This is a genomic window from Streptomyces sp. SJL17-4 (genome assembly GCF_036826855.1).
Classification (GTDB): domain Bacteria; phylum Actinomycetota; class Actinomycetes; order Streptomycetales; family Streptomycetaceae; genus Streptomyces.
Genome location: NZ_CP104578.1, coordinates 5212612 through 5236102 on the forward strand (window position 1 = coordinate 5212612; position 23491 = coordinate 5236102).

The window sequence follows — 23491 nt, forward strand, 5'->3', positions numbered from 1 at the left end:
GAGGGCCGGGTTCTCACGGAACCCGGCCCTCGGCGTCGTACGAGCGGCTCTACTCGGTCTTGATGGCGGCGAGCATGTTCAGCTTCGCCGCGCTCCGGGCCGGCCACAGGGAGGCGAGGACGCCGACCAGGCCGGCCAGGACCAGGAAGATCCCGATCCGGTCCCAGGGCAGGACCAGGGCGTAGCCCGGCAGGCTGCTCTTGAACGTCTCACCGATCGCCCAGCCGAGGAACGAGCCGAGACCGATGCCGACGACCGCGCCGAACACCGAGATGACCACGGCCTCCAGACGGACCATCCGCTTCACCCGGCGCCGGTCGAGACCGATCGCGCGCAGCATGCCGATCTCCTGCTGACGCTCGAACACCGACATCGCGAGGGTGTTGACGACGCCGAGGACCGCGATCACCAGGGCCATCGCGAGCAGGCCGTAGACGATGTTCAGGAGCATGTTGATCTGGCCGCCGAACAGGTCACGGATGTCCTTCTGGTCCATCACCGTGATCGCCGGGTTGTCGCCCATGGCCTTCGACAGGGCCTTCTCGTGGGCGGCGCTCGGGCCACCCTCCGTCGAGACGAAGATCTGCTGGATGCCCGCCTGATCGTCGTGCGCGCTGACCAGCTTGGTGTCGATCAGGACCGGCGAGACGAACTCGCTGCCCTTGTAGACCGCGCCGACGGTGAGCTTGCCCTTCTGCTTGTCGAGCCACTCGACCGGGACGGTGTCGCCGACCTTCAGGCCGCGCGTGGCCGCGGTCTTGTCGTCGACGGCGATCTTGCCCTGGCCGAGGGAGGCCATCGAGCCGTTCACGACGTCGAGCTTGAGGACCTTCTCGATGTCGCCCGGGGTGACGCCGGAGGCCGAGACGTAGGAGCCCTTGAGTTCGAAGGCGCCGTTCTGCTGCGGGGAGACCGCGGTGACGCCCGGGGCCTTCTCCAGGGCGGTCAGAGCCTCCTGGCTGAGGCTGGTGCCGCTGGCCATGGAGACCATGTAGTCGGCCTTGATCTGGTCGGTCGTCATCTTGTCCAGGGCCGCGCCGACCGTGGCGCCGAGCACCGAGAGGCCGGTGACGAGGGTCAGACCGATGGCGAGCGCGGAGGCGGTGGCGCCGGTGCGGCGCGGGTTGCGGACCGCGTTCAGGCCGGCGAGCTTGCCGGAGACCCCGAAGAGGCCCACGAAGGCGGGGCGGATCACGGCGATCACGGGCCGGGACAGGAACGGGATCAGCACGATCACACCGATGAGGGTGACGAACGCGCCGCCCGCGATGAGCATGCGGCCGTCGTCGCCGCCCTGGCCGGCACCGAGGACGATGAGCACGGCACCGAGGGCTGTGAGCGCCGCGCCGATGGAGTTGCGGACGACGAGCGACTTGGTGCTCGCGGTGGCGTGGACGCTGCTCATGGCGGCGACCGGCGGGATCTTCGCGGCGCGGCGGCCGGGCAGCCAGGCGGCGAGCATGGTGATCAGGACGCCGACGGCGAAGGCGGAGACGGCCGGGGTGGCGCCGAGGACGAGGTCGCCGTCCGGGATCTTCAGGTCGAAGGCGTTCATGCCCGAGCGGAGCGCGACGGCGAGACCGATGCCGAGGACGTAGCCGACGGCCGAGGCGAGCAGTCCGACCAGACCGGCCTCGGCGAGGACGGAGCGGGTGATCTGCTTGCGCGAGGCGCCGACGGCGCGCATCAGGGCCAGTTCCTTGGTGCGCTGCGCGACCAGCATGGTGAAGGTGTTGGAGATCAGGAAGATCCCGACGAAGAGCGCGATGCCCGCGAAGCCGAGGAGCACCTGGTTGAGGGCGCCGAGACCGGCCTCGATGTCCTTGGCCTGCTGCTCGGCGAGGGCCTCGCCGGTCTGCGCGGTGGCGGCCTTCGGGACGACCTTCAGGACCTCGTCGAGGAGCTTGTCGGCGTCGGTGCCGGGGGTGGCGGTGACGGCCAGGTTCTGGAAGTAGCCGGGCTTCAGGTAGAGCTTCTGGGCGACGGCGGTGTCGAAGACGACGAGGCTGCCGCCGGCGTTGACGGCACCGTCCTCGGTGGTGAAGACGCCGGAGAGCTCGTACTCCTTCACCGGGCCGTTGGTGGCCACGCGGACGGTGTCGCCGACCTTGTAGCCGCCCTTGTCGGCGGTGTCCTTGTCGAGGGCGATCTGGCCGGCCGAGGCCGGGCCGTTCCCGGTGGTGAAGGCGTACGCGCGGTCCTTGCCGTCCTTGCCGGGGGCGAAGTTGGTGCCCTTGTTGGACCAGCCGACGCCGATCAGCTTGCCGTCCTTGTCGGGGACACCGGCGAAGCCGTCGACGCGGGGGGTGACGGAGGCGACGCCGTCGAGCTTCGCGACCTTGTCGACGACCTGTCCGGAGAGGCCGGGGGTCTTCTGGGCCTCCTCCGGGTTCGGGTACATCTCGACGGAGACGGCCACGTCGTCGTAGCTCTTCGCGGACTGGTTGCGGAAGGCCTGGGAGAGGGTGTCGGTGAAGACGAGGGTGCCGGAGACGAAGGCCACGCCGAGCATCACGGCGAGGACGGTCATCAGCAGTCTCGCCTTGTGCGCGAGCACGTTGCGCAGGGCGGTACGGAACATGGGTGTGTCCTGAAGGAAAGGGGGAGGACGGACGGAGGGGTCGGAGGCCGCGCTACGGCGTCAGCTCGTACGGCCCTTGGCGTCGAAGGCCTTCATGCGGTCGAGCACGCCGTCCGCCGTCGGGTGCAGCATCTCGTCGACGATCCGGCCGTCGGCGAGGAAGATCACGCGGTCCGCGTAGGAGGCGGCGACCGGGTCGTGGGTGACCATGACGACGGTCTGGCCCAGCTCGCGGACGGAGTTGCGCAGGAAGCCGAGGACCTCGGCGCCCGAGCGGGAGTCCAGGTTTCCGGTGGGCTCGTCACCGAAGATGATCTCGGGGCGGGAGGCGAGGGCGCGGGCCACGGCCACCCGCTGCTGCTGGCCGCCGGAGAGTTCGGTGGGGCGGTGGCTGAGCCGGGCGGAGAGCCCGAGCATGTCGATGACCTGCTGGACCCACTGCTTGTCGGGCTTGCGGCCGGCGATGTCCATCGGCAGCGTGATGTTCTCCAGGGCCGTCAGCGTCGGCAGCAGGTTGAAGGCCTGGAAGATGAAGCCGATCTTGTCCCGGCGGAGCTGGGTGAGCTGCTTGTCCTTGAGGGTGGAGAGCTCCGTCTCGCCGAGCCGGACCGAGCCGGAGGAGAAGGAGTCGAGGCCGGCGACGCAGTGCATGAGCGTCGACTTGCCGGAGCCGGAGGGGCCCATGATCGCGGTGAACTCGCCCTGGCGGAAGTCGACGGTGACGTGGTCGAGCGCGACCACCTGGGTCTCGCCGTGTCCGTAGACCTTGGAGAGATCCGTGGCGCGGGCGGCCACCGCGGTGGCGCGGGACACGGTGGGGGTGGTGGTCACGAGGGACTCCTGTCACTGCGGGGCTTCTGCGGGAACCCCTCCATCGTGTCGAGCGTTCCTGCTCGGATCGTCCGCCCACATGCCCGTTCCCGGGGCAGTCTCGAGTCGGACCGGGGGCCCCGATCCTCCTCCTGAGGTATGACGGCGGCCCTGAGAGACGGGTTCGCGCCGACGTGACAGACGTGCGACGACTTTTCGTCATTCCGGGGGGTGCGGCTTTGCGCCTGCGACCCCTGTCACAGTTCGGCGAAACGGCTCCCACCTGCGCTGACGCACCCTCAGACGTCAATAAAATAAGACAACATCGGGAGGATGTTCCGCTGAACGAGGGAAGCGCCCCGATAGGCTCATGTGCCAACGCGGAGCTTCGCGACGCCCGGATGGTGGAATGCAGACACGGCGAGCTTAAACCTCGCTGGCCTTCGGGCCGTACCGGTTCGAGTCCGGTTCCGGGCACCACCCGGGCCCAGGTGACACACCTGCGGCCCGGCGCCGCGCGAAGATCGAAAACGTACGGGAAAAGATCCTCCCCGAGCACTAGAGAGTTTCTTTTGCCTACGCATTACTCTTGACGCGAGGCCGCGCGCGTGCGGCACGCCATGGAGGAGTGAGATGAGGAGCAGCAACCCGGTCTTCTCGCGACGGGGGTTCAGCCGCGACAACGGCACGGCGGGCTTCAACGGCCAGCAGCCGCAGGCCGGGGGCCCCGCCGTCGGAACCAACCCGTACGCCACCGGCAACCCGTATGCCGAGGGCGCGACGAACCCGTACGCCACCAACCCGTACGCCCCGCAGGACACGCAGCTCGGCGCCCCGCAGCAGGCCCGCGGCAACGTGATGACGATCGACGACGTCGTGAGCCGCACGGCCATGACGCTCGGTACGGTCGTGCTCACCGCCGTCCTGTCCTGGCTGCTCCTGCCGGTCGACCCCGCCAACCTGGGCAAGTCCTACGGCATCGCCATCGGCGCCGCCCTGGTCGCCCTGGTGCTGTCGCTGGTGCAGTCCTTCAAGCGCAAGCCGTCGCCGGCGCTCATCCTGAGCTACGCGGCCTTCGAGGGCGTCTTCCTCGGAGTGATCTCGGCCGCCGTGTCGACGTACATCGCCGACGGCGTGGTCATCCAGGCGGTCCTCGGCACGATGGCGGTCTTCGCCGGCGTCCTGATCGCCTACAAGATGGGCTGGATCCGGGTCAACCGGCGCTTCTACGGCTTCGTGATGGCCGCCGCGATGGGCTTCATGCTCCTCATGGTGACCAACCTGCTGTTCGCCGTCTTCGCCGGCGGTGACGGCCTCGGCTTCCGCAGCGGTGGCCTCGGCATCCTCTTCGGTGTCATCGGCATCATCCTGGGCGCCTGCTTCCTCGCCCTCGACTTCAAGCAGGTCGAGGACGGCGTGACGTACGGCGCGCCGCGCGAGGAGGCCTGGCTGGCCGCCTTCGGTCTCACCATGACCCTGGTGTGGATCTACCTGGAGATGCTGCGTCTGCTGTCGATCCTGCAGGGCGACGACTGACGCGTCCCGACTCGGGGGAAGGGCCCGTCCGGCTTCGTGCCGGGCGGGCCCTTCCGCGTTCCGTCGTAGTGGCCGAGCCCGGGCCTCAGAGCAGTCTCCGGGCCGCCCGCCGCAGGTCGTACTCGTGCAGGATCGCCTTCGCGTGGCCGTACGCCAGCTCATGGGCCCCGCGGAGCCAGCTCACCCGCTCCTCGAAACGGAGGAGGGAGGGGCCCTCCTCGACGGTGCGCATCCAGTCGGCGATCTCACGGCCGGTGCGGCCCGGGATGCGGGCCAGCATGTTGCGGTGGGTCTCTTCGGAGAATGTGTGGGACATCGGCGCCTCCGGACGCGTCGTACCGTGTGCTCCTCGTACTCCTGGCACTTCTTCACGTCACCGTGCCCAAGTGGTCGCCCGTTGGCAAGAGGGCCGGGACGGCGCGTAGGGTCGCGGGGTGCGCGATACGAGTGAACTGACCGCCGCCGTCGAACGCTTCGCCGACCGGTTGCGGGCCGCCCCGCAGAGCCGCCTCCAGCGCGGTGCGGCGGCCGAGGGACTGGCCCTCGCCCGCGAGCTCGCGGTGCGCGCCCAGCGTGCCGAGGACCCGGAGCGGGAGCCGAGGACCATGCCGGACGCGGGGGTCTTCACCGTGGCCGACCAGCTGGTCGTCGCCGGGAACGATCTGGCCGAAATCCTGCGAACGGCCCCGGCCGACTCCCGTGAGGGGGAGCTGGCGGAGGCCGTGGGTCTGGTCCGTGAGGCGGCGGAGCGCTCGGGGCTGTGAAGCGAGCGCTCGGGGCTGTGACAGGGCCGCCAGGGGGCCCCAGGGGCCCCGGAGGGGTTACAGCGAGGCGATGACGCGGTCCGCCAGGATGTAGACGTTCTCGTCGTCCGCCTCGCCGTACGAGAAGGTGAGGGCGAAGGCGCCCGAGACGCCCGAGCCGCCGAGCAGCACCGGCGTACGACCGGAGCGCAGGGCCTCCGCCAGGCGCTCCGCGGTCTCGCGGTGCCCCGGGGTCATGCAGAGCGTCGTGCCGTCCGCGAAGACGTACACGTCGAGCGTGCCGAGCGGACCCGGACGCACGTCGGTCAGCGCCGTGGCGGTGTCGGCCAGCTCCTCGAGGCGGGCCACCGTCCGCTCGTGGTCGGTGACGACGGGGGTCTGCACCGGCACGAAGTCCGGGTGCGAGGGGTGCCGGCGGCGGGCCGCGGCCAGCTCGGCCGAGTCCTCCGGGTACTCCTCCAGGGCGTCGACCGGGTCGAGGGCGTCCAGCGCGTCGACGCCGTCGAGCGCGGCCGCCTCCGCCTCCATGGCCTCCAGGGCCATTGCCTCAAGGCCCACGAAGTCGGCCTGGCGCGGGACGAAGAAGGTGCCGTCGTCGGCCGGGCTGCCGAGGCCGCCGAGCAGGGACGGGGCGTCGGCCGCGTCGCGGGCCTCCTGCGCGGCCCAGAAGGCGCGCGCCTCGGCGAGCTCGCGCTCGCGCTCCTCGGCCAGCGCCTCCGCGACCGCGGCCCGTATCTCGGCGGCGGGCGTGGCGCGGGCCGCGGGCACCGTTGCGCCGTGTCCGGCCGCCAGCTCGCTCCGCAGGTCGGTGACCTGCTTGCGGAGACCGTGGACGGCGTGCAGGGCGGCAGCGCCCACGGCCGTGGCAGCGGCCGTGGTCAGCAGCAGGGCAAGAGGCATGGCGCTCACTGACGTACTCCCGATTCCGAGTCGATCCCCCGACTTCTACATCAGCTTGTCCTGGGGTGGGGCTCGCTGTCAGTGCATTACGTCACGAATTGGACAGGTATTTCTGCCAGGCGTTTAGTCCCGAAACGGCTCTGACCTGGGAAAACGAACTCCCCCGGGACGTAGGTCACATCCTGGGGGAGATTCGGTCACGGCTCGGACGCGGTGCGGTTGGAGGCCTCGGTACGAGGAGACGCGCCCCGGCGCACTCCTGTCCTACGGCAGGCGCTCGGTCCTACGAGAGGCGCTCGATCACCATGGCCATGCCCTGGCCGCCACCGACGCACATGGTCTCCAGGCCGAACTGCTTGTCGTGGAACTGGAGGCTGTTGATCAGCGTGCCGGTGATCCGGGCGCCGGTCATGCCGAAGGGGTGGCCGACGGCGATGGCGCCGCCGTTGACGTTCACCTTGTCCAGGTCCAGGCCCAGGTCCTGGTAGGACGGGATCACCTGGGCCGCGAAGGCCTCGTTGATCTCGGCCAGGTCGATGTCGCCGATGGTCAGGCCGGCGCGCTTGAGGGCCTGCTTCGAGGCCTCGACCGGGCCGAGGCCCATGATCTCGGGGGAGAGGCCGGAGACGCCGGTGGAGACGATGCGGGCGAGCGGGGTCAGGCCGAGCTCGCGGGCCTTCGTGTCCGACATGATCACGAGCGCGGCGGCGCCGTCGTTCAGCGGGCAGCAGTTGGCGGCGGTGACCAGGCCGTCGGGGCGGAAGACCGGCTTGAGGCCCTGCACGCCCTCCAGGGTGACGCCGGCGCGCGGGCCGTCGTCCGCGGAGACGACGGTGCCGTCCGGGAGCGTCACCGGGGTGATCTCGCGCTCCCAGAAGCCGTTCTTGATGGCCTGCTCGGCGAGGTTCTGCGACCGGACGCCGAACTCGTCCATCTCCTGGCGGCTGATGCCCTTCATCCGGGCCAGGTTCTCCGCGGTCTGGCCCATGGCGATGTACGCGTCGGGGACGATGCCGTCCTCGCGCGGGTCGTGCCACGTGGAGCCCTCGGAGGCGGCGACCTCGGCGGTACGGGCCTCGGCCTCGGCGAAGAACGGGTTGTGCGTGTCGGGCAGCGAGTCCGAGTTGCCCTTCACGAAGCGGGACACCATCTCGACACCGGCCGAGATGAAGACGTCGCCCTCGCCCGCCTTGATCGCGTGCAGCGCCATGCGGGAGGTCTGCAGCGAGGAGGAGCAGTAGCGGGTGATCGTGCAGCCCGGCAGGTGGTCCATGCCCATCTGCACGGCCACGATGCGGCCCAGGTTGTTGCCCTGCTCGCCGCCGGGCAGACCGCAGCCCAGCATCAGGTCGTCGATGTCGCGCGGGTCGAGCTCCGGCACCTTGGCCAGGGCGGCCTGGACGATGGTCGCGGTGAGGTCGTCCGGCCGCAGGTCCTTCAGGGAGCCCTTGAAGGCCCGGCCGATGGGCGAGCGGGCGGTCGAGACGATCACGGCTTCGGGCATCACGGCTCCATGAGGGTGCGGAGTGGGCGGACTGAAAGGGAAGTTACCCGTACGTACCGCATGGGGTCACCGGCCTGGGCATGTGATGCGGACCTCTTTTCTAAGCGAGCGCTCAGTTGGTGGAGGCGGGAGTCTCCGTGGCCCCTTCCCCCTCGGTGTCCGGCGATGCCTCCGCCGCGACCGGGAGCCGCCGCCGGCGGCGGTGCTTCAGCAGGGCCCAGGGGGCGCGCGCACCCGTGACCTCCGTGCCCGCCTCCCGCGCCGCCTCCGCCGCCGCCTTCGCGACCGGCAGCATGTTCTCCCGCCGCGCCGGCTCCAGGCGGTCCGTCTCCGGCCATACGCCGAGCACCGCGCACATCGTCGGCAGCACGGCCATCGCCGCCGTCGCGTACCCCTCCGCCGACGGGTGGAAGTTGTCCACCCCGAACATCTCGCGGGGGTTCGCCGCGAACTCCGGGCCGAGCAGGTCGCCCAGCGACACCGTCCGCCCGCCCTGCTCGATCACCACGATCGTCTGGGCCGCCGCCAGCTGCCGGGAGGCCCGCCGGGCCAGCCAGCGCAGCGGCTGGTAGACCGGCTCGATCGTCCCCAGGTCCGGGCAGGTCCCGACCACCACCTCCGCGCCGGCCGTCCGCAGCCGCCGGACCGCCGACGCCAGGAGCCGTACGGACTCCGTCGGCGGCATCCGGTGCGTGACGTCGTTCGCGCCGATCATGATCACGCAGACGTCCGGCGGTCCGAGGGGCTGGGCCAGCAGCAGCGACACCTGCCGCTCCAGATCGTCCGAGCGGGCACCGGAAAGCGCGACGTTCCGCAGCACCACCGGCCGCTCCGCCACCGCCGCGAGCCCCGAGGCGAGCAGCGCGCCCGGCGTCTGGCCCGAGCGGCGGACCCCCTGCCCCGCCGCCGTGGAATCACCCAGAAGGGCCAGCCGCAGGGGGTCGTCCGTGCCGAACGCGCGGCCGTAGAGGCCGTCCGCCCCCGGCGGCAGCGGGGCCGCGCCACCGCCCACCGTCCGCTTCGCGATCTGCATCTCGGCCAGCAGGACGCCCACCGCCGCCACACCCAGCAGTCCGATGCTCCCGCCGCCGTACGCCGCACCCGCCGCGATCCGCCGCGCCACCCTCGCCCTCGACATGGGGCCGTCACCTCCTTCAAGCCGTTCAGGGTCTAACTGCCCCGTAACCCGCTCCGACTACGCATACGCTGGCCACACCATTACGGAGACCCCGGAGATTACGGTGCAATTCCACGACTCGATGATCAGCCTCGTCGGCAACACCCCGCTGGTGAAGCTCAACAGCGTCACAGCGGGTATTCAGGCGACCGTTCTGGCCAAGGTCGAGTACTTCAACCCCGGAGGCTCGGTCAAGGACCGGATCGCCCTGCGGATGATCGAGGCGGCCGAGCAGAGCGGTGAGCTCAAGCCCGGCGGAACCATCGTCGAGCCCACGTCCGGCAACACCGGCGTCGGCCTGGCGATCGTGGCACAGACGAAGGGCTACAAGTGCATCTTCGTCTGCCCCGACAAGGTGTCCCTCGACAAGATCAACGTACTGCGGGCGTACGGCGCCGAGGTCGTCGTCTGCCCCACGGCGGTCGACCCGGAGCACCCGGACTCGTACTACAACGTCTCGGACCGGCTCGTCCGTGAGACGCCGGGTGCCTGGAAGCCCGACCAGTACTCCAACCCGAACAACCCGCGCTCCCACTACGAGACCACCGGCCCCGAGCTCTGGGAGCAGACGGACGGGAAGATCACCCACTTCGTCGCGGGCGTCGGCACCGGCGGCACCATCTCCGGCACCGGCAACTACCTCAAGGAGGCCAGCGGTGGCTCCGTGAAGGTCATCGGCGCCGACCCGGAGGGCTCGGTCTACTCCGGCGGCTCCGGTCGCCCGTACCTCGTCGAGGGCGTCGGCGAGGACTTCTGGCCGACCGCGTACGACCGGACCGTCACGGACCGGATCGTCGCGGTGTCCGACAAGGACTCGTTCCAGATGACCCGCCGCCTCGCCAAGGAGGAGGGCCTCCTCGTCGGCGGTTCCTGCGGCATGGCCGTCGTGGCCGCGCTCGAGGTCGCCAAGGAGCTGGGCCCGGACGACGTCGTCGTCGTGCTGCTGCCGGACTCCGGCCGCGGCTACATGTCGAAGATCTTCAGCGACGAGTGGATGGCCGACTACGGCTTCCTGGAGGACACCTCCACCGCCACCGTCGCCGACGTCCTGCGCCACAAGGAGGGCGGCACCATGCCCTCCCTTGTCCACATGCACCCGGACGAGACCGTCGGCCAGGCCATCGAGGTGCTCCGCGAGTACGGCGTCTCCCAGATGCCCATCGTGAAGCCCGGCGCCGGCCACCCCGACGTGATGGCCGCCGAGGTCGTCGGTTCGGTCGTCGAGCGCGAGCTGCTCGACGCGCTCTTCAAGCAGCGCGCCTCCCTGGAGGACCCGCTGGAGCGTCACATGAGCGCGCCGCTGCCGCAGGTCGGCTCCGGCGAGCCGGTCGCCGACCTGATGTCCGTCCTCGGCGAGTCCGCCGACGCGGCGATCGTCCTGGTCGAGGGCAAGCCGACCGGCGTCGTCAGCCGCCAGGACCTGCTGGCCTTCCTGGCCAACGGCGGCACGAAGTAGTTCCCCGGGCGGGTGCCGCGGGTGCGTTCGCGCAATCGGTACGAGCGCGACACGTACGCGCAGCACCCGCTTAACACGCGTCCGGCACAGTGGTGGTTGTCGGCGTCACGGACTTCCGGAGCGGCTCCCGGACTCCTGACGACGCCACGGACGCGGAGACCGGCCCTGACCCGGGCCCGTGTCCTCGCGGGGACCGCCGTCGTCCCGCCCCCCGTTTCGGGGGTGCGGCGGTCCCCGCGCCGACTTCCTCCGGCTCTGCCGGGCTTCCCGCTCGCACTTCTCTCCGGCGCACCCCCTGCATATCCTTATGCAGAGCCCTTTGCGGGTGAATAGGTGAGAGAGAGGGGGCGGCGGCATGAGCGACAGCCCGGCCGGTCGGCTGCAGGCGCTCTTCGAGGGGCACCGGCTGACGCCGACACAGCGACGGATCGCGCACTGCATGGTGCGGCGCGCCGGTGACGTGCCCTTCCTGTCCAGCGTCGAGCTCGCCGAGCTCGCCGGGGTCAGCCAGCCCTCCGTCACCCGCTTCGCCGTCGCCCTCGGCTTCGACGGGTACCCGGCGCTCCGCCGTCATCTGCGCGAGGTCGCGCCCCCTGAGCCCGGCGCGGCCGAGGGGGAGGACGAGGCGCTCAACGAGTACCAGCAGGCCGTCCTCGCCGAGATCGAGAACCTCCGGCACCTCGCCGGGCTCCTCGCCGACCCCGCGCCCGTCGAGAAGGCCGGCCGGCTGCTCGCCGGCTCCCGCCCGCTGCCCGTGCTCGGCCTGCGGGCCGCCTCCTCGCAGGCGCGTGGCTTCGCCTACTTCGCCGGCAAGGTGCACCCGGACGTCCGGCTCCTCGACGAGGCCGGCTCCATGCTCACGGACCGCGTCGACGCCGCCGTACGCGCCGGGGCCACGGCCCTGCTGTGCTTCGCGCTGCCCCGGCATCCGCGGGAGGTCGTCGAGGCCCTGGAGTACGCGCGGGCGGCCGGGCTCACGGTGGTGACCGTCGCCGAGTCGGCGTTCGCGCCCGTCGCCGCCCACAGCGACCTGCTCATCCCGGCCGCCGTCGGCACCGGGCTCGCCTTCGACACGGCCTGTGCGCCGATGATGCTCGGCCGGGTCCTGCTGGAGGCCATGGCCGACGAACTCCCGGACGCGCAGGCGCGCCTGGAGGAGTTCGACACGAAGGCGGCGGCGCGGGGCCTGTTCGTCGACTAGGGCCTGTCTTTCGGACCGTGCCGGGCCCCGCGCACGCGAGGGCCGGGTCAGACCTCCAGGGCGGACTCGATCTTCTTCAGCTGGTGGCGGGCCATCGCCAGGTTCGCCCGGTCCTTGTCCAGGGCGAGGTACAGGAACAGGCCGGTCTTGCCCTGCCCCTTGAGCAGCCGGATCATGTGGTACTGCCGTCCGAGGGTGATCAGGATGTCCTCGATCTCGTCGCCGAGGCCGAGCATCTCCATCGCCCGGACCTTGGCCCGGACGACGTCGGTGTTGCCGGCCGCGGCCATGTTGAGGTCGAGGTCCTTGCCTCCGCCGATCGTGCCGAGCGCCATGCCGCTCGTGTAGTCGACGAGGGCCGCGCCGAGGGCGCCTTCGATGGAGGCCGCTTCCTTGAGGGAGGTCTCGGTGTTCGCCATGGGTGTCGCACTTCCTTCTCTGCTTGTTCGCTTCTCTTGGTGCGTCGCTTCAGTTCAGGTCTTTGCGTTCCAGCGCGCCGTCGACGAGTTCGCCGATCCGGACGCTGGACCTGCGGGCCTCCAGATGGAGCCGCCCGACATTGATCCGGGGTTCGGCGAGCAGCGTCAGGACGGCCGAGCCGCCCGCCGCGTACGTCGCCACGTAGCCGTTCTCACCGCGTACCAGCAGCTCCCGGAACCGGCCCTGGCCGGTGCTGTCGGTCAGCCGCTGGCCGACGCCGAGCGCCGCCGCGGTCAGCGCGGCCACGCTCTCCGCCTCGCCGTCCACGGTGTCGTGGGCCAGGACGAGCCCGTCGGCACTGGCCGCGAGCGCCCCGGTCAGCTGGGGCAGCCGGGCCCGCAGCCGTCTGAGCTCGCCGAGGACCTCGGCTTCTGCCGTCATGAGCTGTTTCCTTTCGGCGCGCAGGCGCAGGGCACGCCTCATCACAGGTGTGCCTCCAGGGCGTCACGGAGCCGGCGCAGCAGGGCGATGTCGGGATCGGCCACCGGCAGGGCCGGTAACAGGGTGGGCGAGGGCGGTGGCGGCGGTACGGGGGTGGGGTCGAGCGGCGTCTCGACGAGCCCGGCGGCCGCGAGCCGCCGGACGTCGAGGAGGGTGTGGAAGGCGGGGCGGCCGAGCACCCGGGCCAGCTCCGCCGGGCTCCGCCGCCCGTCCGCGGCGGCGAGCAGGGCCCGCTGGCGCGCCCCCACGGTCTGGCCGGGGGCGGCGGGGCGCGGGGTGACGGGGGCGGTGTCCACGGCGGCGTACGGCCAGACGGCGTCGAGGAGTTCACGGCGGCGGACCGTCTCGCGCTCGACCGCCTCCGCCGACACCGGCCGCACCGTCCCGAACCAGTGCCCGACCCCGTACCGGAAGCGGGTCGGGCCGCTGGTGGGGGAGAGGGCGAAGAAGGCCGCGTCGAAGACGGCGCCGAGGTGGCAGATCTCCAGCTCGCCGTCGTGGAGCCGGCCGCTGTCGACGAGGAAGCGGCCGACGGAGCGATGGGCGCCGGCCCGGTCGACGGCCTCGTCCCAGCCCTCGCGGGGCAGCCGTCCGCCGGTGGTGAGGAGGACGTCGACGCCGGGGGCGGCGGGGCTCTCGGCGTGCACGACGCGGCCGTCGACGAGGTAGAGCGTGCCGTGGTCGCGGAGCAGGGCGCCGGTGGCCTTCTCGGCGGCGAGCCGGACCAGCATCGGGGAGACGGGGGTGGCGACCGCGCTCGCTCCGGGCCCGCTCACCCCAGAACCAGCCGTTCGGCGAGGTCGCGGAGGCGGAGCCGGGCGAGGGCGAGGTTGCCGGTGTCGCGGTCGAGCCAGAGGTGGAGGAAGACGCTGCTGTCGAAGGACGTCTCGACGAAGCGGAGGACGTGGTAGCCGGCGCGGGTGGTGACGATCAGGTCCTCGACGGGCGGTTCGCCGCCGGGGGTCTCCTCCGCTGCCGCGAACGAGTCGAACTCGGCGGCGGCGCGGGCGAGTTCTGCGGTCTCGGCGGCTGTCGTCTCATGGTCGCCGACCGGTGAGTCGCCCGCCGTCCCGAGGGCGAGCCCGCTGGTCCAGTCGACCAGGGAGGCTCCGCGAGCGCCCGGCAGGGCCATGGCCTCCAGAAGGCACTCGTCGATTCCGGGCACGCGGATTCCCCTCCCGATGCGGCGTGCGAACGTACGGCAGTGACGGTGACGTTACTGAACGCAGTGCTCCGGGGGAGGGGTTCTGGCATTTTCCATCGGAACATGCCAGTACCCGACCGCAATCACGCGGGATTGTGTGTCAGGTCGCGGGTCAGGTCTTCGATTCCACCGCGTTCGCGATCTCGGACAGGTCCTTCGTGAGCGCCTTGGCCACCGCCTTCGCGCCGAAGCGGGCCATCAGCCGCCCCAGGAAGCCCTGCTTGAGGCCGCGGACGGGCCGGGCGGAGAACGTCATCCGCAGGGTGGTCGCCCCCGCCCCGTCGGGCGTGAGGGTGAGCTCGGAGACGTAGTGCATGCCGTGCGAGTCGGCGACCGTGACGTACCGGTCGGGTGGCTCGCACTCCGTCACCAGCATCTCCTCGGTGGCCTCCTTGCCCAGCATCCGCCGGGTCTCGCGCCAGCGGGTGCCCACGGCGAAGCCGCCCTCGGTGAGCACCTCGACCCGCTCGACGCCCGAGAGGACGCGGGGCATGTCCGGCAGATCGGTGATCGACTCCCAGACCCGCCCGGGTGAGGCGTCGACCCGCCGCTCGACGACGACGGTGGTGGTGTTCGAACCCGGTCCCGTTCCAGTCATGGCTTCATCGAAACCGCGACGCGGGGCCCGCGCTACCCGACGAGGGCGTCCGCGTGCTCCCCGCCCGACTCGGCGACGATCTCCGCGAGCGTCTGGGGCTTCCGTACCGTCGTGAAGGTGACCGCGCCGGCGTCGCTCACCGTGAAGCCGTGGATGCCCGGCCGGGGCAGGCTGTTGTACGCGTAGTGGTGGGCGAAGTAGTACGCGCCGGTGTCCGGGACGGCCACCACGTCACCCGGGTGCAGCAGCGGCAGCGCCCGGCCGGTGGCGAGCATGTCCCCGGTGAAGCAGGCGGGGCCCGCCACGTCCTGGACGGCGACCTCCCCGGTGCGGGGGCGGCCCTCGGAGTCGTACGCGAGGACGCGCAGCGGCCAGGCCTCGGGGGCGTAGACCGTCCGGGTGGCCAGCTGCACACCCGCGTGGGTGACGGCGATGGGGCGGCCGCCGGAGGTCTTGGTGTACTCCACCCGGGCGAGGACCGTGCCGTGCTTGGCGAGCAGCGAGCGGCCGAACTCGGTCACCAGGCCGTAGCGGCCGTCGAAGAGCCCGGGGACGGTGTCGGCGAGCAGCCGGGCGTACTCCGCGTACGTCGGCGTCTCCTCGTCGGAGCCGAAGTCGACCGGCAGGCCGCCACCGATGTCGAGGGTGTCGATCTGCTGCCGGCCGGCCGCCCGGTTGATCTCCTCGGCCAGCGCGTACGCCTCTCCGACGCCTTCGGCCATCAGGGCGAGCGGGATGCCCTGGGAGCCGGTGTGGGTGTGCAGCCGGGTCAGCCAGGGCCGCTCCAGGTACGCCTGGACGACGGTCTTGCGGGCGCCCTCGTCGCGGAGTGCCACGCCGAACTTGGAGGTGGCGGTCGCGGTCGAGAGGGCGCCGATGGAACCGGCTCCGACCTGCGGGTTCACCCGGATCCCGAGGGGTGAGGCGGTGGGGGCGGAGGCGACGAGCGTGTCGAGGCGGGCCAGTTCCTGGAGGTTGTCGGCGTTGACGGCGATGCCGAGGGCGAGGGCCTGGCGCAGCTCGGCGGGGGTCTTGGCGGGGGAGTCGAGCACGGTGCGGGTGGGCGGGACTCCGGCGGCGCGCGCGAGGGCCAGCTCGCCGGGGCTCGCGACCTCGACGCCCAGCCCGGACTCGTGCAGGAGGCGGAGGACGGGGACGAGCGGGGCGGCCTTCACGGCGAAGGCGTGCAGTACGGGCGCATCGGTGACGGCGGCGAACGCGCTGGTCAGAGCGGCTGCGGAGGCGCGGATGCCGGCGGTGTCGAGGAGGGCGACGACCGGTTCGGCGGGGGAGAGGAGTCCTTGGTCGACGGAGGCTCGGACGGCGAGATCGCGGCGGGAGGAGGCCATGTGTCCATCCCATCACCGGGACGTGCGGCCCCGCAGCTGTTGACTACAACTATTCAAGCCGCCAGGATGTGAATATCTGAACGACATTCGAGGAGGCACCGCCATGTCAGGACCCCGCCCCGTACGGGCCCCGCGCGGTACGGAACTGAGCGCCCTGGGATGGCAGCAGGAGGCCGCCCTCCGGATGCTCCAGAACAACCTCGACCCCGAGGTCGCCGAGCACCCCGACAAGCTCGTCGTCTACGGCGGCACCGGCAAGGCCGCCCGCGACTGGCGCTCCTTCGACGCCATGGTCCGCACGCTCCGGACGCTGAAGCAGGACGAGACGATGCTCGTCCAGTCCGGCCGCCCCGTCGGCGTCATGCAGACCCACGAGTGGGCCCCGCGCGTCCTCATCGCCAACTCCAACCTGGTCGGCGACTGGGCCAACTGGGAGGAGTTCCGGCGCCTGGAGCAGCTCGGCCTCACCATGTACGGCCAGATGACCGCCGGTTCCTGGATCTACATCGGCACCCAGGGCATCCTCCAGGGCACGTACGAGACCTTCGCCGCCGTCGCCGCCAAGAAGTTCAACGGCACTTTGGCCGGGACGATCACCCTCACCGCGGGACTCGGCGGCATGGGCGGCGCCCAGCCCCTCGCCGTGACGATGAACGACGGCGTCGCGATCTGCATCGACGTCGACCCGCGCGCCATCGAGCGCCGCATCGAGCACCGCTACCTGGACGTGAAGGCCGACAACCTCGCCCACGCGCTCCAGTTGGCCACCGAGGCCCGCGACGCCCGCCGCCCGCTCTCCATCGGCCTCCTCGGCAACGCCGCCGAGCTGCTCCCGCAGATGCTCGCCGAGGGCGCCCCGATCGACATCGTGACGGACCAGACCTCCGCCCACGACCCGCTCGCGTACCTCCCGGTCGGCGTCGCCTTCGACGACATGGCCGACGCGGCCGCCAAGGACCCGGCCGGGTTCACGGTGCGGGCCCGCGAGTCGATGGCGAAGCACGTCGAGGCCATGGTCGGCTTCATGGACGCGGGCGCCGAGGTCTTCGACTACGGCAACTCGATCCGCGGCGAGGCCCAGCTGGCCGGCTACGACCGCGCGTTCGCCTTCCCCGGCTTCGTCCCGGCGTACATCCGTCCGCTGTTCTGCGAGGGCAAGGGCCCGTTCCGCTGGGCGGCCCTGTCCGGCGAGGCTTCGGACATCCACAAGACGGACAAGGCGATCCTCGACCTCTTCCCGGAGAACGAATCGCTCCACCGCTGGATCAAGATGGCCGGCGAGCGCGTCCACTTCCAGGGCCTGCCCGCCCGTATCTGCTGGCTCGGCCAGGGCGAGCGCGACAAGGCCGGCGACATGTTCAACGACATGGTCGGCAACGGCACCCTCGCCGCGCCCCTCGCGATCGGCCGCGACCACCTCGACTGCGGCTCGGTGGCCTCCCCGTACCGTGAGACCGAGGCCATGCTCGACGGCTCCGACGCCATCGCCGACTGGCCGCTCCTCAACGCCATGGTGAACGTCGCCTCCGGCGCGTCCTGGGTCTCCCTCCACCACGGCGGCGGCGTCGGCATGGGCCGCTCCATCCACGCCGGTCAGGTCTCGGTCGCCGACGGCACCAAGCTCGCGGGCGAGAAGATCCGCCGCGTCCTGACGAACGACCCCGGCATGGGCGTCATCCGCCACGTCGACGCGGGCTACGACATCGCGGAGCGGGTCGCCGACGAGCGCGGCGTCCGCATCCCGATGCGCGAGGGCGACGACGCGTCCGGCGCGTCCGGCGCGGCCGAGGCCTCCGCGTGAGTGCCACCTTCCAGGCCATGTGGCGGTCGCTGCGGCCCATCGGCCGCAGCGCCGCCTCCGGCGGATACCGGCGCTACGCCTGGACCGAGGCCGACGCCGACTGCCGCCTCTGGTTCCGGATGCAGGCCGAGGCCCGCCGCATGGACGTCGAGACCGACCGCAACGGCAACCAGTGGGCCTGGCTCGGCGACCCCACGGCCGGGGACGCCGTCGTCACCGGCTCCCACCTGGACTCCGTCCCGGACGGCGGCGCCTTCGACGGCCCCCTCGGCGTCGTCTCCGCCTTCGCCGCCCTCGACGAACTCCGCTCGCGCGGCGTCTCGTTCAAGCGCCCGCTCGCCATCACCAACTTCGGCGACGAGGAGGGCGCCCGCTTCGGCCTCGCCTGCGTCGGCTCCCGCCTCACCGCCGGCCGGCTGACGAAGGAGCAGGCGTACGAGCTCCGCGACGCCTCCGGCATCAGCCTCCCCCAGGCCATGGAAGCGGCCGGACACGACCCCGCGGCCATCGGCCCGGACCCCGAACGGCTCGCCCGTATCGGCGCGTTCGTCGAACTCCACGTCGAGCAGGGCCGCGCCCTGGACCTGTCCGGGGACGCCGTCGGCATCGCCTCCTCCATCTGGCCGCACGGCCGCTGGCGGTACGACTTCGCGGGCGAGGCCAACCACGCGGGCACCACCCGCCTGGTCGACCGCCGCGACCCGATGCTCACCTACGCGGAGACGGTCCTCGCCGCCCGCCGCGAGGCGGAGCTGGCGGGCGCCGTCGCCACCTTCGGCAAGATCGCGGTCGAGCCGAACGGCGTCAACGCCATCCCCTCCCTGGTCCGCGGCTGGCTCGACGCCCGCGCCGCCGACCAGGACTCGCTCGACACGGTCGTGGCGGGCGTCGAGACGGCGGCCCGCGACTACGCCCGGCGGCACGGCATCGACCTCACGGTCGTCCAGGAGTCCTTCACCCCGATCGTGGACTTCTCGCACGCCCTGCGCGACGAGCTGTCCCGGATCCTGGGTGCGTCCGGAAAGGTCCCGGTCCTCGGCACCGGCGCCGGACACGACGCGGGAATCCTCTCCGAATCGATTCCGACCGCCATGCTGTTCGTACGGAACCCCACCGGCGTCTCGCACTCCCCGGCCGAGTTCGCGGCCGAGGACGACTGCGCGGCCGGGGTCCTCGCACTCGCCGACGTACTGGAGGAGCTGGCGTGCCGCTGACGACGTACTGGCTGGAACACGCCTGGCTCGACACCAACGTCGAGCCGGGCGTGGCCCTGGACGTGTCCGCCGACGGCCGGATCGCGGCCGTACGCACCGGGGTCGACGCCCCGCCCCCGGGCGCGGTGGTGCTCCGCGGCCTGACGATCCCGGGCCTGGCCAACGCCCACTCGCACGCCTTCCACCGCGCCCTGCGCGGCACGGTCCAGGTCGGCTCCGGCACCTTCTGGACCTGGCGCGAGGTCATGTACGGCGTGGCCCAGCGCCTCACCCCCGACAGCTACTTCGCCCTGGCCCGCGCCGTGTACGCGGAGATGGCGCTGGCGGGCATCACGGCCGTCGGCGAGTTCCACTACCTCCACCACGCGCCCGGCGGCACCGCGTACGCCGACCCCAACGCCATGGGCGAGGCCCTGATCGCGGCGGCGGGGGAGGCGGGCATCCGCATCACCCTCCTCGACACGGCGTACCTCTCCTCCGGCTTCGGCGCCGCCCCCGACCGGCACCAGCTCCGCTTCTCCGACGGCACGGCCGAGGCCTGGGCCGAGCGGGTGAGCGCACTGAAGGAGCGGGACGGGGTACGCATCGGGGCGGCGATCCACTCCGTACGGGCGGTCCCGGCGGACCAGCTGGCGACGGTGGCCCGCTGGGCCCAGGACCGGCAGGCGCCCCTCCACGTCCACCTCTCCGAGCAGACCGCCGAGAACGACGCCTGCCTGGCGGCCCACGGCCGCACGCCCACCCAGCTCCTCGCCGACCACGGCGTGCTCGGCGCACGGACCACGGGCGTCCACAACACCCACATGACGGACGCCGACATCGCCCTGATCGGCTCGTCGTCCACCGGCACGTGCATGTGCCCCACGACGGAACGGGACCTGGCCGACGGCATCGGCCCGGCCGTCGCCCTCCAGCAGGCCGGCTCCCCGCTCTCCCTCGGCAGCGACAGCCACGCCGTGATCGACCTCCTGGAGGAGGCGCGGGCGATGGAGCTGAACGAGCGCCTGCGCACCCGCACCCGGGGCCACTGGACGGCGGCGGCACTCCTCCGCGCGGCCACGGCCGACGGCCACGCGGCCCTCGGCCGGCCGGACGCGGGCACGCTGGAGACGGGCGCCCTCGCCGACTTCACGACGATCGCGCTGGACTCGGTCAGGACAGCGGGACCGGTACCGCGTCTGGCAGCCGAGACGGCGGTATTCGCAGCGTCGGCAGCGGACGTCCGGCACACGGTCGTGGGCGGACGTCACGTCGTACGGGACGGGGTCCACGGCTCCGTGCCGGACGCCGCCCAGGCCCTCGCGGACTCGATCGCCGCCCTGCGCGGCTGAAGCGCCTGAAGGAGACACCTCTCATCATGAACACGGGCCCCGCGGCGACGAACAACCCGGCGGCGAGCTCCGCCCCCACGAGCGCGAACAGCGCCGTGGCGACGACCGCCACCGCCATCGTCAACATCGCCAGCCTCGTCACCAATGACCCCTCTCTCGGTGATGGTTCGTCCCTGGGCCTGATCCAGGACGCGGCCGTCGTCGTCGACGGCGACCGGGTCGTCTGGGTCGGTGAATCCAGCAAAGCACCGGCCACTGACAACAGGGTCGACGCGGGCGGCAGGGCGGTCGTCCCCGGCTTCGTCGACTCCCACTCCCACCTGGTCTTCGCGGGCGACCGCACGGCCGAGTTCAACGCCCGCATGTCCGGCCAGGCGTACGCGGCGGGCGGCATCCGCACCACGGTCGCGGCGACGCGCGCCGCGACCGACGCCGAGCTCTCGGCGAACGTCGCCCGCTACCTCCGTGAGGCACTCCGCCAGGGCACGACGACCTTCGAGACGAAGTCCGGCTACGGCCTGACGGTCGAGGACGAGGCCCGCGCCCTGCGCATCGCCGCCGAGCACACCGACGAGGTCACGTACCTCGGCGCGCACATCGTCCCCCCGGACTACGCCGACGACCCGGCCGCGTACGTGGAGCTGGTGACCGGCGAGATGCTGGACGCGTGCGCCCCGTACGCCCGTTGGGTCGACGTCTTCTGCGAGAAGGGTGCCTTCGACGGCGACCAGGCCCGCGCGATCCTCACCGCCGGCAAGGCGAAGGGCCTGCACCCCCGGGTGCACGCGAACCAGCTCACGTACGGCCCCGGCGTCCAGCTGGCGGTCGAACTGGACGCGGCGAGCGCGGACCACTGCACGCACCTGACGGACGCCGACGTGGACGCGCTGGCGAACGGGTCGACGGTCGCGACCCTCCTCCCGGGCGCGGAGTTCTCCACGCGCGCGCAGTGGCCGAACGCCCGCCGCCTCCTGGACGCGGGGGTGACGGTCGCCCTGTCCACGGACTGCAACCCGGGCTCGTCCTTCACGTCCTCGGTCCCCTTCTGCATCGCCCTCGCGGTACGGGACATGGGCATGACCCCGGACGAGGCGATCTGGTCGGCCACGGCGGGCGGCGCGGCGGCCCTGCGCCGCACGGACGTCGGACGGCTGACGGTCGGCGCCCGCGCGGACCTGACCGTCCTGGACGCCCCGTCCCACGTCCACCTCGCCTACCGTCCGGGGGTCCCCCTGGTGACGGAGGTCTGGCGGGCGGGCGTGCGGGTGGTCTGAGCGTGCGACGAGGCGTCGGGGGTCAGCGGAACGTGTGGACCAGCTCGATCTCGCCCACGATGTGCGCGTTGAACTCGTCGAGCTCCTCCGCCGGCACCCACAGCTCCAGGATCGTCCGGCCACCCGCCTGCCGGACCGGGTACCTGCGGAGGAACTCCGCGTCGACCTCGAAGCGGGTGACGAAGCCGGCGCCGTCGTGTCTGACGTTCCAGTCGCGCGCGATCCTCACCGCGTACTCCTCGTCGAGGACCGGGTAGAAGATCGGCTGCTCCGGCAGCCGCGGCGGCCAGGCCCGCCACCCCAGCTCCCGCACGAGGTCCAGCTCGACCGGACCGGTCGGGCGCCACAGGGTCGTCGTCGGGCGTCGGGCGGCGGTCACGGGGGTTCACTCTCTCTCAGGGGCAGCCGCGGGCGCGGTCCGCGGGGGCCCCGACGGTACCGACGGACCCGGTCCGCCGGCCACCGGGTTTCGTCCCCTCCTTCACGGGTTGGTCACGGAAAGCCCCGGTATCCCTGCCGCAGGCGACCGCGGACCGGTACCGTCCTGTCCTGGTAGTGCTCAGGGGGTAGACCGGGGGGTCGGCAAGTGAGTGCTGTGAGCGTGCGCGTCGTGCGTCCGGGGGAGCTGGGCGAGCGCGAGATCGAGGCCTGGCGGGAGCTGCGTGCCAAGTCCGGCGGGCCGGCGAATCCCTTCATGGAACCGGAGTTCACCCGCGCGGTCGCCGAAGTCCGCCCGCGCTCGCGGGTCGCCGTCTGGTGGGAGGACGGCGAGCCGGTCGGCTTCCTGCCGTACGAGAAGGGTCTCCTCGGCGGGGGCCGTGCCATCGGTTTCGGGGTCTCCGACAGCCAGGGAGCCGTCCTGCGCTCCGGACTGCGCCCGGGAGCACGGGCGTTGCTGCGCGTCTGCGGTCTCGCCGTCTGGGAGTTCGACAACCTGGAGGACGGGCAGCCGGTCTTCGAGGGCGCCGCCACCGAGTTCTTCGCCTCGCCCGTGATCGACGTCGGTGAGGGGTACGCGGCCTACGAGGCCCTGCTCCGCGTCCAGTCGCCCAAGTTCCTGAAGACCACCCTCGCCAAGGAGCGCAGGCTCGGCCGCCAGGCGGACGGCGAGGTGCGCTTCGTCTTCGACGAGCGCGATCCGGCGGCCCTGCGCACCCTCATGGAGTGGAAGTCCGCCCAGTACCGCAGGACCGGCCGCGGCGACCGCTTCGCCCAGGAGTGGATCAGCGCCCTCGTCCGCCGCCTCCACACGCTCCGTACACCCGGCTGTTCCGGCGTCCTGTCCGTGCTGTACGTGGGGGAGCGCCCGATCGCCGCCCACTTCGGGCTGCGGTCCCGCACCGTGCTGTCCTGCTGGTTCCCGGCGTACGACCCCGAGTTCGCGAAGTACTCGCCGGGGCTCGTCCTCCATCTGCGGATGGCCGAGGCCGCTGCCGCCGCCGGGATCGGGATGCTGGACCTGGGGCGCGGCGCCGCCGAGTACAAGGACGCCCTGAAGACGGGGGAGTTGACGGTGCACGAGGGTGCCGTCGTCCGCCCCGGTGTGCGGGGTGCCCTGCACTGGCTGCGCCGGGAGCCCCCGCTGCGCGTCCACCGCTTCGTCCGCACCCGGCCGGCCCTCGCGGCCCGGGGGCGCGCCGCGCTCAACGGTCTCGCTCGTCTGCGGGGCCACCGTTAGCCCCACCACGGAGCCGCGATCCGCGCCGGCGGGGCGGACAGCCGTCGCGTTCCCCGTCCCCGCGCTCCCCGCACGTGTCGCGTTCCCCGTCCCCGCGCTCCCCGCACGTGTCGCGTTCGCCGTCCGCGCGATCCCGGCACCCGTCGCATTCGCCGTCCCCGCCGCACCCGCCCTCGTACGCCTCTGGGGAGA

Annotated in this window: 22 protein-coding genes and 1 tRNA gene; 10 read left to right on the forward strand and 13 right to left on the reverse strand. The window is 72.1% G+C overall.

The features are described 5' to 3' along the window. Positions 1-49: 49 nt before the first annotated feature. Both N5875_RS23495 and N5875_RS23500 read right to left on the reverse strand, forming a co-directional pair. Positions 50-2581 (reverse strand): FtsX-like permease family protein, encoded by a 2532-nt coding sequence (locus tag N5875_RS23495; protein WP_318210161.1) that lies wholly within the window; start codon positions 2579-2581, stop codon positions 50-52. 60 nt (positions 2582-2641) lie between these two features. Next, entirely contained in the window at positions 2642-3412 is a 771-nt protein-coding gene (locus N5875_RS23500) for an ABC transporter ATP-binding protein (protein WP_318210160.1), read from the reverse strand. Positions 3413-3786: 374 nt separating this feature from the next. Between N5875_RS23500 and N5875_RS23505 the strand changes: the two genes are divergently transcribed. Beyond that, positions 3787-3871: transfer RNA gene (locus N5875_RS23505), tRNA-Leu, on the forward strand. A gap of 153 nt (positions 3872-4024) precedes the next feature. After that, the gene (locus tag N5875_RS23510) at positions 4025-4927 is read left to right on the forward strand and encodes a Bax inhibitor-1/YccA family protein (protein ID WP_318210159.1); all 903 of its coding nucleotides are present in this window, start codon (positions 4025-4027) and stop codon (positions 4925-4927) included. Positions 4928-5012: 85 nt separating this feature from the next. Here N5875_RS23510 and N5875_RS23515 read toward each other — a convergent pair whose 3' ends face one another. After that, the gene (locus N5875_RS23515; RefSeq protein ID WP_030315254.1) at positions 5013-5243 is read right to left on the reverse strand and encodes a DUF4287 domain-containing protein; all 231 of its coding nucleotides are present in this window, start codon (positions 5241-5243) and stop codon (positions 5013-5015) included. Positions 5244-5361: 118 nt separating this feature from the next. Here N5875_RS23515 and N5875_RS23520 point away from each other — a divergent pair, with 118 nt between their 5' ends. After that, entirely contained in the window at positions 5362-5691 is a 330-nt protein-coding gene (locus tag N5875_RS23520) for a hypothetical protein (protein ID WP_229313735.1), read from the forward strand. Positions 5692-5748: 57 nt separating this feature from the next. Here the strand turns inward: N5875_RS23520 and N5875_RS23525 are convergent, their stop codons facing one another. The 3 genes from N5875_RS23525 to N5875_RS23535 form a co-directional block, all read right to left on the reverse strand. Beyond that, positions 5749-6600: a hypothetical protein gene (locus tag N5875_RS23525; protein WP_338495740.1), complete on the reverse strand. Its 852-nt coding sequence runs from the start codon at positions 6598-6600 to the stop codon at positions 5749-5751. A gap of 274 nt (positions 6601-6874) precedes the next feature. Further along, complete coding sequence (locus N5875_RS23530; RefSeq protein ID WP_318210157.1) at positions 6875-8095, reverse strand: acetyl-CoA C-acetyltransferase; 1221 nt, start codon at positions 8093-8095, stop codon at positions 6875-6877. A gap of 112 nt (positions 8096-8207) precedes the next feature. Continuing rightward, positions 8208-9218, reverse strand: coding sequence for an SGNH/GDSL hydrolase family protein (locus tag N5875_RS23535; RefSeq protein ID WP_318210210.1), 1011 nt, complete (start codon positions 9216-9218; stop codon positions 8208-8210). A 118-nt stretch (positions 9219-9336) separates the two neighbouring features. Here N5875_RS23535 and N5875_RS23540 point away from each other — a divergent pair, with 118 nt between their 5' ends. After that, entirely contained in the window at positions 9337-10728 is a 1392-nt protein-coding gene (locus N5875_RS23540; protein ID WP_318210156.1) for a cystathionine beta-synthase, read from the forward strand. A gap of 355 nt (positions 10729-11083) precedes the next feature. Continuing rightward, positions 11084-11929 (forward strand): MurR/RpiR family transcriptional regulator, encoded by an 846-nt coding sequence (locus N5875_RS23545; RefSeq protein WP_318210155.1) that lies wholly within the window; start codon positions 11084-11086, stop codon positions 11927-11929. Between the two features lie 47 nt (positions 11930-11976). Here N5875_RS23545 and N5875_RS23550 read toward each other — a convergent pair whose 3' ends face one another. The 6 genes from N5875_RS23550 to N5875_RS23575 all read right to left on the reverse strand — a co-directional run bounded on the left by N5875_RS23550 (position 11977) and on the right by N5875_RS23575 (position 16001). Next, on the reverse strand, positions 11977-12348 hold the full coding sequence (locus N5875_RS23550) for a hypothetical protein (RefSeq protein WP_318210154.1): 372 nt from the start codon (positions 12346-12348) through the stop codon (positions 11977-11979). A 49-nt stretch (positions 12349-12397) separates the two neighbouring features. Next, positions 12398-12790: a roadblock/LC7 domain-containing protein gene (locus N5875_RS23555; RefSeq protein WP_318210153.1), complete on the reverse strand. Its 393-nt coding sequence runs from the start codon at positions 12788-12790 to the stop codon at positions 12398-12400. A 41-nt stretch (positions 12791-12831) separates the two neighbouring features. Next, positions 12832-13581, reverse strand: coding sequence for a transcriptional regulator (locus tag N5875_RS23560; protein WP_318210209.1), 750 nt, complete (start codon positions 13579-13581; stop codon positions 12832-12834). Positions 13582-13622: 41 nt separating this feature from the next. Then, positions 13623-14015, reverse strand: coding sequence for a hypothetical protein (locus N5875_RS23565; RefSeq protein ID WP_318210152.1), 393 nt, complete (start codon positions 14013-14015; stop codon positions 13623-13625). Between the two features lie 151 nt (positions 14016-14166). Next, positions 14167-14652 (reverse strand): SRPBCC family protein, encoded by a 486-nt coding sequence (locus tag N5875_RS23570; protein ID WP_338495742.1) that lies wholly within the window; start codon positions 14650-14652, stop codon positions 14167-14169. Positions 14653-14684: 32 nt separating this feature from the next. Further along, the gene (locus tag N5875_RS23575; RefSeq protein ID WP_338495743.1) at positions 14685-16001 is read right to left on the reverse strand and encodes a diaminopimelate decarboxylase; all 1317 of its coding nucleotides are present in this window, start codon (positions 15999-16001) and stop codon (positions 14685-14687) included. Positions 16002-16104: 103 nt separating this feature from the next. On the opposite strand from N5875_RS23575, the gene hutU reads away from it, so the two are divergent. The 4 genes from hutU to hutI are packed head-to-tail and all read left to right on the forward strand — an operon-like array spanning position 16105 to position 21621. Continuing rightward, positions 16105-17802, forward strand: coding sequence for a urocanate hydratase (gene hutU / locus N5875_RS23580; protein ID WP_318210149.1), 1698 nt, complete (start codon positions 16105-16107; stop codon positions 17800-17802). Between the two features lie 17 nt (positions 17803-17819). Continuing rightward, positions 17820-19016: an allantoate amidohydrolase gene (locus N5875_RS23585; protein WP_338499242.1), complete on the forward strand. Its 1197-nt coding sequence runs from the start codon at positions 17820-17822 to the stop codon at positions 19014-19016. Next, complete coding sequence (locus N5875_RS23590) at positions 19007-20347, forward strand: formimidoylglutamate deiminase (protein WP_318210148.1); 1341 nt, start codon at positions 19007-19009, stop codon at positions 20345-20347. The genes N5875_RS23585 and N5875_RS23590 overlap by 10 nt, the downstream gene beginning before the upstream one ends. Before the next feature lie 26 nt (positions 20348-20373). Continuing rightward, positions 20374-21621 (forward strand): imidazolonepropionase, encoded by a 1248-nt coding sequence (hutI, locus tag N5875_RS23595; protein WP_318210147.1) that lies wholly within the window; start codon positions 20374-20376, stop codon positions 21619-21621. 22 nt (positions 21622-21643) lie between these two features. Here hutI and N5875_RS23600 read toward each other — a convergent pair whose 3' ends face one another. Continuing rightward, positions 21644-22000 carry a hypothetical protein gene (locus N5875_RS23600; RefSeq protein ID WP_318210146.1) on the reverse strand — a complete coding sequence of 119 codons (357 nt, stop codon included), beginning with the start codon at positions 21998-22000 and terminating at the stop codon, positions 21644-21646. 216 nt (positions 22001-22216) lie between these two features. Here N5875_RS23600 and N5875_RS23605 point away from each other — a divergent pair, with 216 nt between their 5' ends. Continuing rightward, positions 22217-23299 carry a GNAT family N-acetyltransferase gene (locus N5875_RS23605; RefSeq protein ID WP_338499244.1) on the forward strand — a complete coding sequence of 361 codons (1083 nt, stop codon included), beginning with the start codon at positions 22217-22219 and terminating at the stop codon, positions 23297-23299. Positions 23300-23491 lie beyond the last annotated feature (192 nt).

Excerpts from the sequence above, each read along its gene's own strand:
- N5875_RS23510 (WP_318210159.1), top strand. The coding sequence starts at position 4,025 with ATGAGGAGCAGCAACCCGGTCTTCTCGCGACGGGGGTTCAGCCGCGAC.
- N5875_RS23495 (WP_318210161.1), bottom strand. The coding sequence starts at position 2,581 with ATGTTCCGTACCGCCCTGCGCAACGTGCTCGCGCACAAGGCGAGACTG.
- N5875_RS23545 (WP_318210155.1), top strand. The coding sequence starts at position 11,084 with ATGAGCGACAGCCCGGCCGGTCGGCTGCAGGCGCTCTTCGAGGGGCAC.
- hutU (WP_318210149.1), top strand. The coding sequence starts at position 16,105 with ATGTCAGGACCCCGCCCCGTACGGGCCCCGCGCGGTACGGAACTGAGC.
- N5875_RS23555 (WP_318210153.1), bottom strand. The coding sequence starts at position 12,790 with ATGACGGCAGAAGCCGAGGTCCTCGGCGAGCTCAGACGGCTGCGGGCC.
- N5875_RS23575 (WP_338495743.1), bottom strand. The coding sequence starts at position 16,001 with ATGGCCTCCTCCCGCCGCGATCTCGCCGTCCGAGCCTCCGTCGACCAA.
- N5875_RS23550 (WP_318210154.1), bottom strand. The coding sequence starts at position 12,348 with ATGGCGAACACCGAGACCTCCCTCAAGGAAGCGGCCTCCATCGAAGGC.
- N5875_RS23585 (WP_338499242.1), top strand. The coding sequence starts at position 17,820 with ATGTGGCGGTCGCTGCGGCCCATCGGCCGCAGCGCCGCCTCCGGCGGA.
- N5875_RS23560 (WP_318210209.1), bottom strand. The coding sequence starts at position 13,581 with ATGCTGGTCCGGCTCGCCGCCGAGAAGGCCACCGGCGCCCTGCTCCGC.
- hutI (WP_318210147.1), top strand. The coding sequence starts at position 20,374 with ATGAACACGGGCCCCGCGGCGACGAACAACCCGGCGGCGAGCTCCGCC.
- N5875_RS23570 (WP_338495742.1), bottom strand. The coding sequence starts at position 14,652 with ATGACTGGAACGGGACCGGGTTCGAACACCACCACCGTCGTCGTCGAG.
- N5875_RS23530 (WP_318210157.1), bottom strand. The coding sequence starts at position 8,095 with ATGCCCGAAGCCGTGATCGTCTCGACCGCCCGCTCGCCCATCGGCCGG.
- N5875_RS23515 (WP_030315254.1), bottom strand. The coding sequence starts at position 5,243 with ATGTCCCACACATTCTCCGAAGAGACCCACCGCAACATGCTGGCCCGC.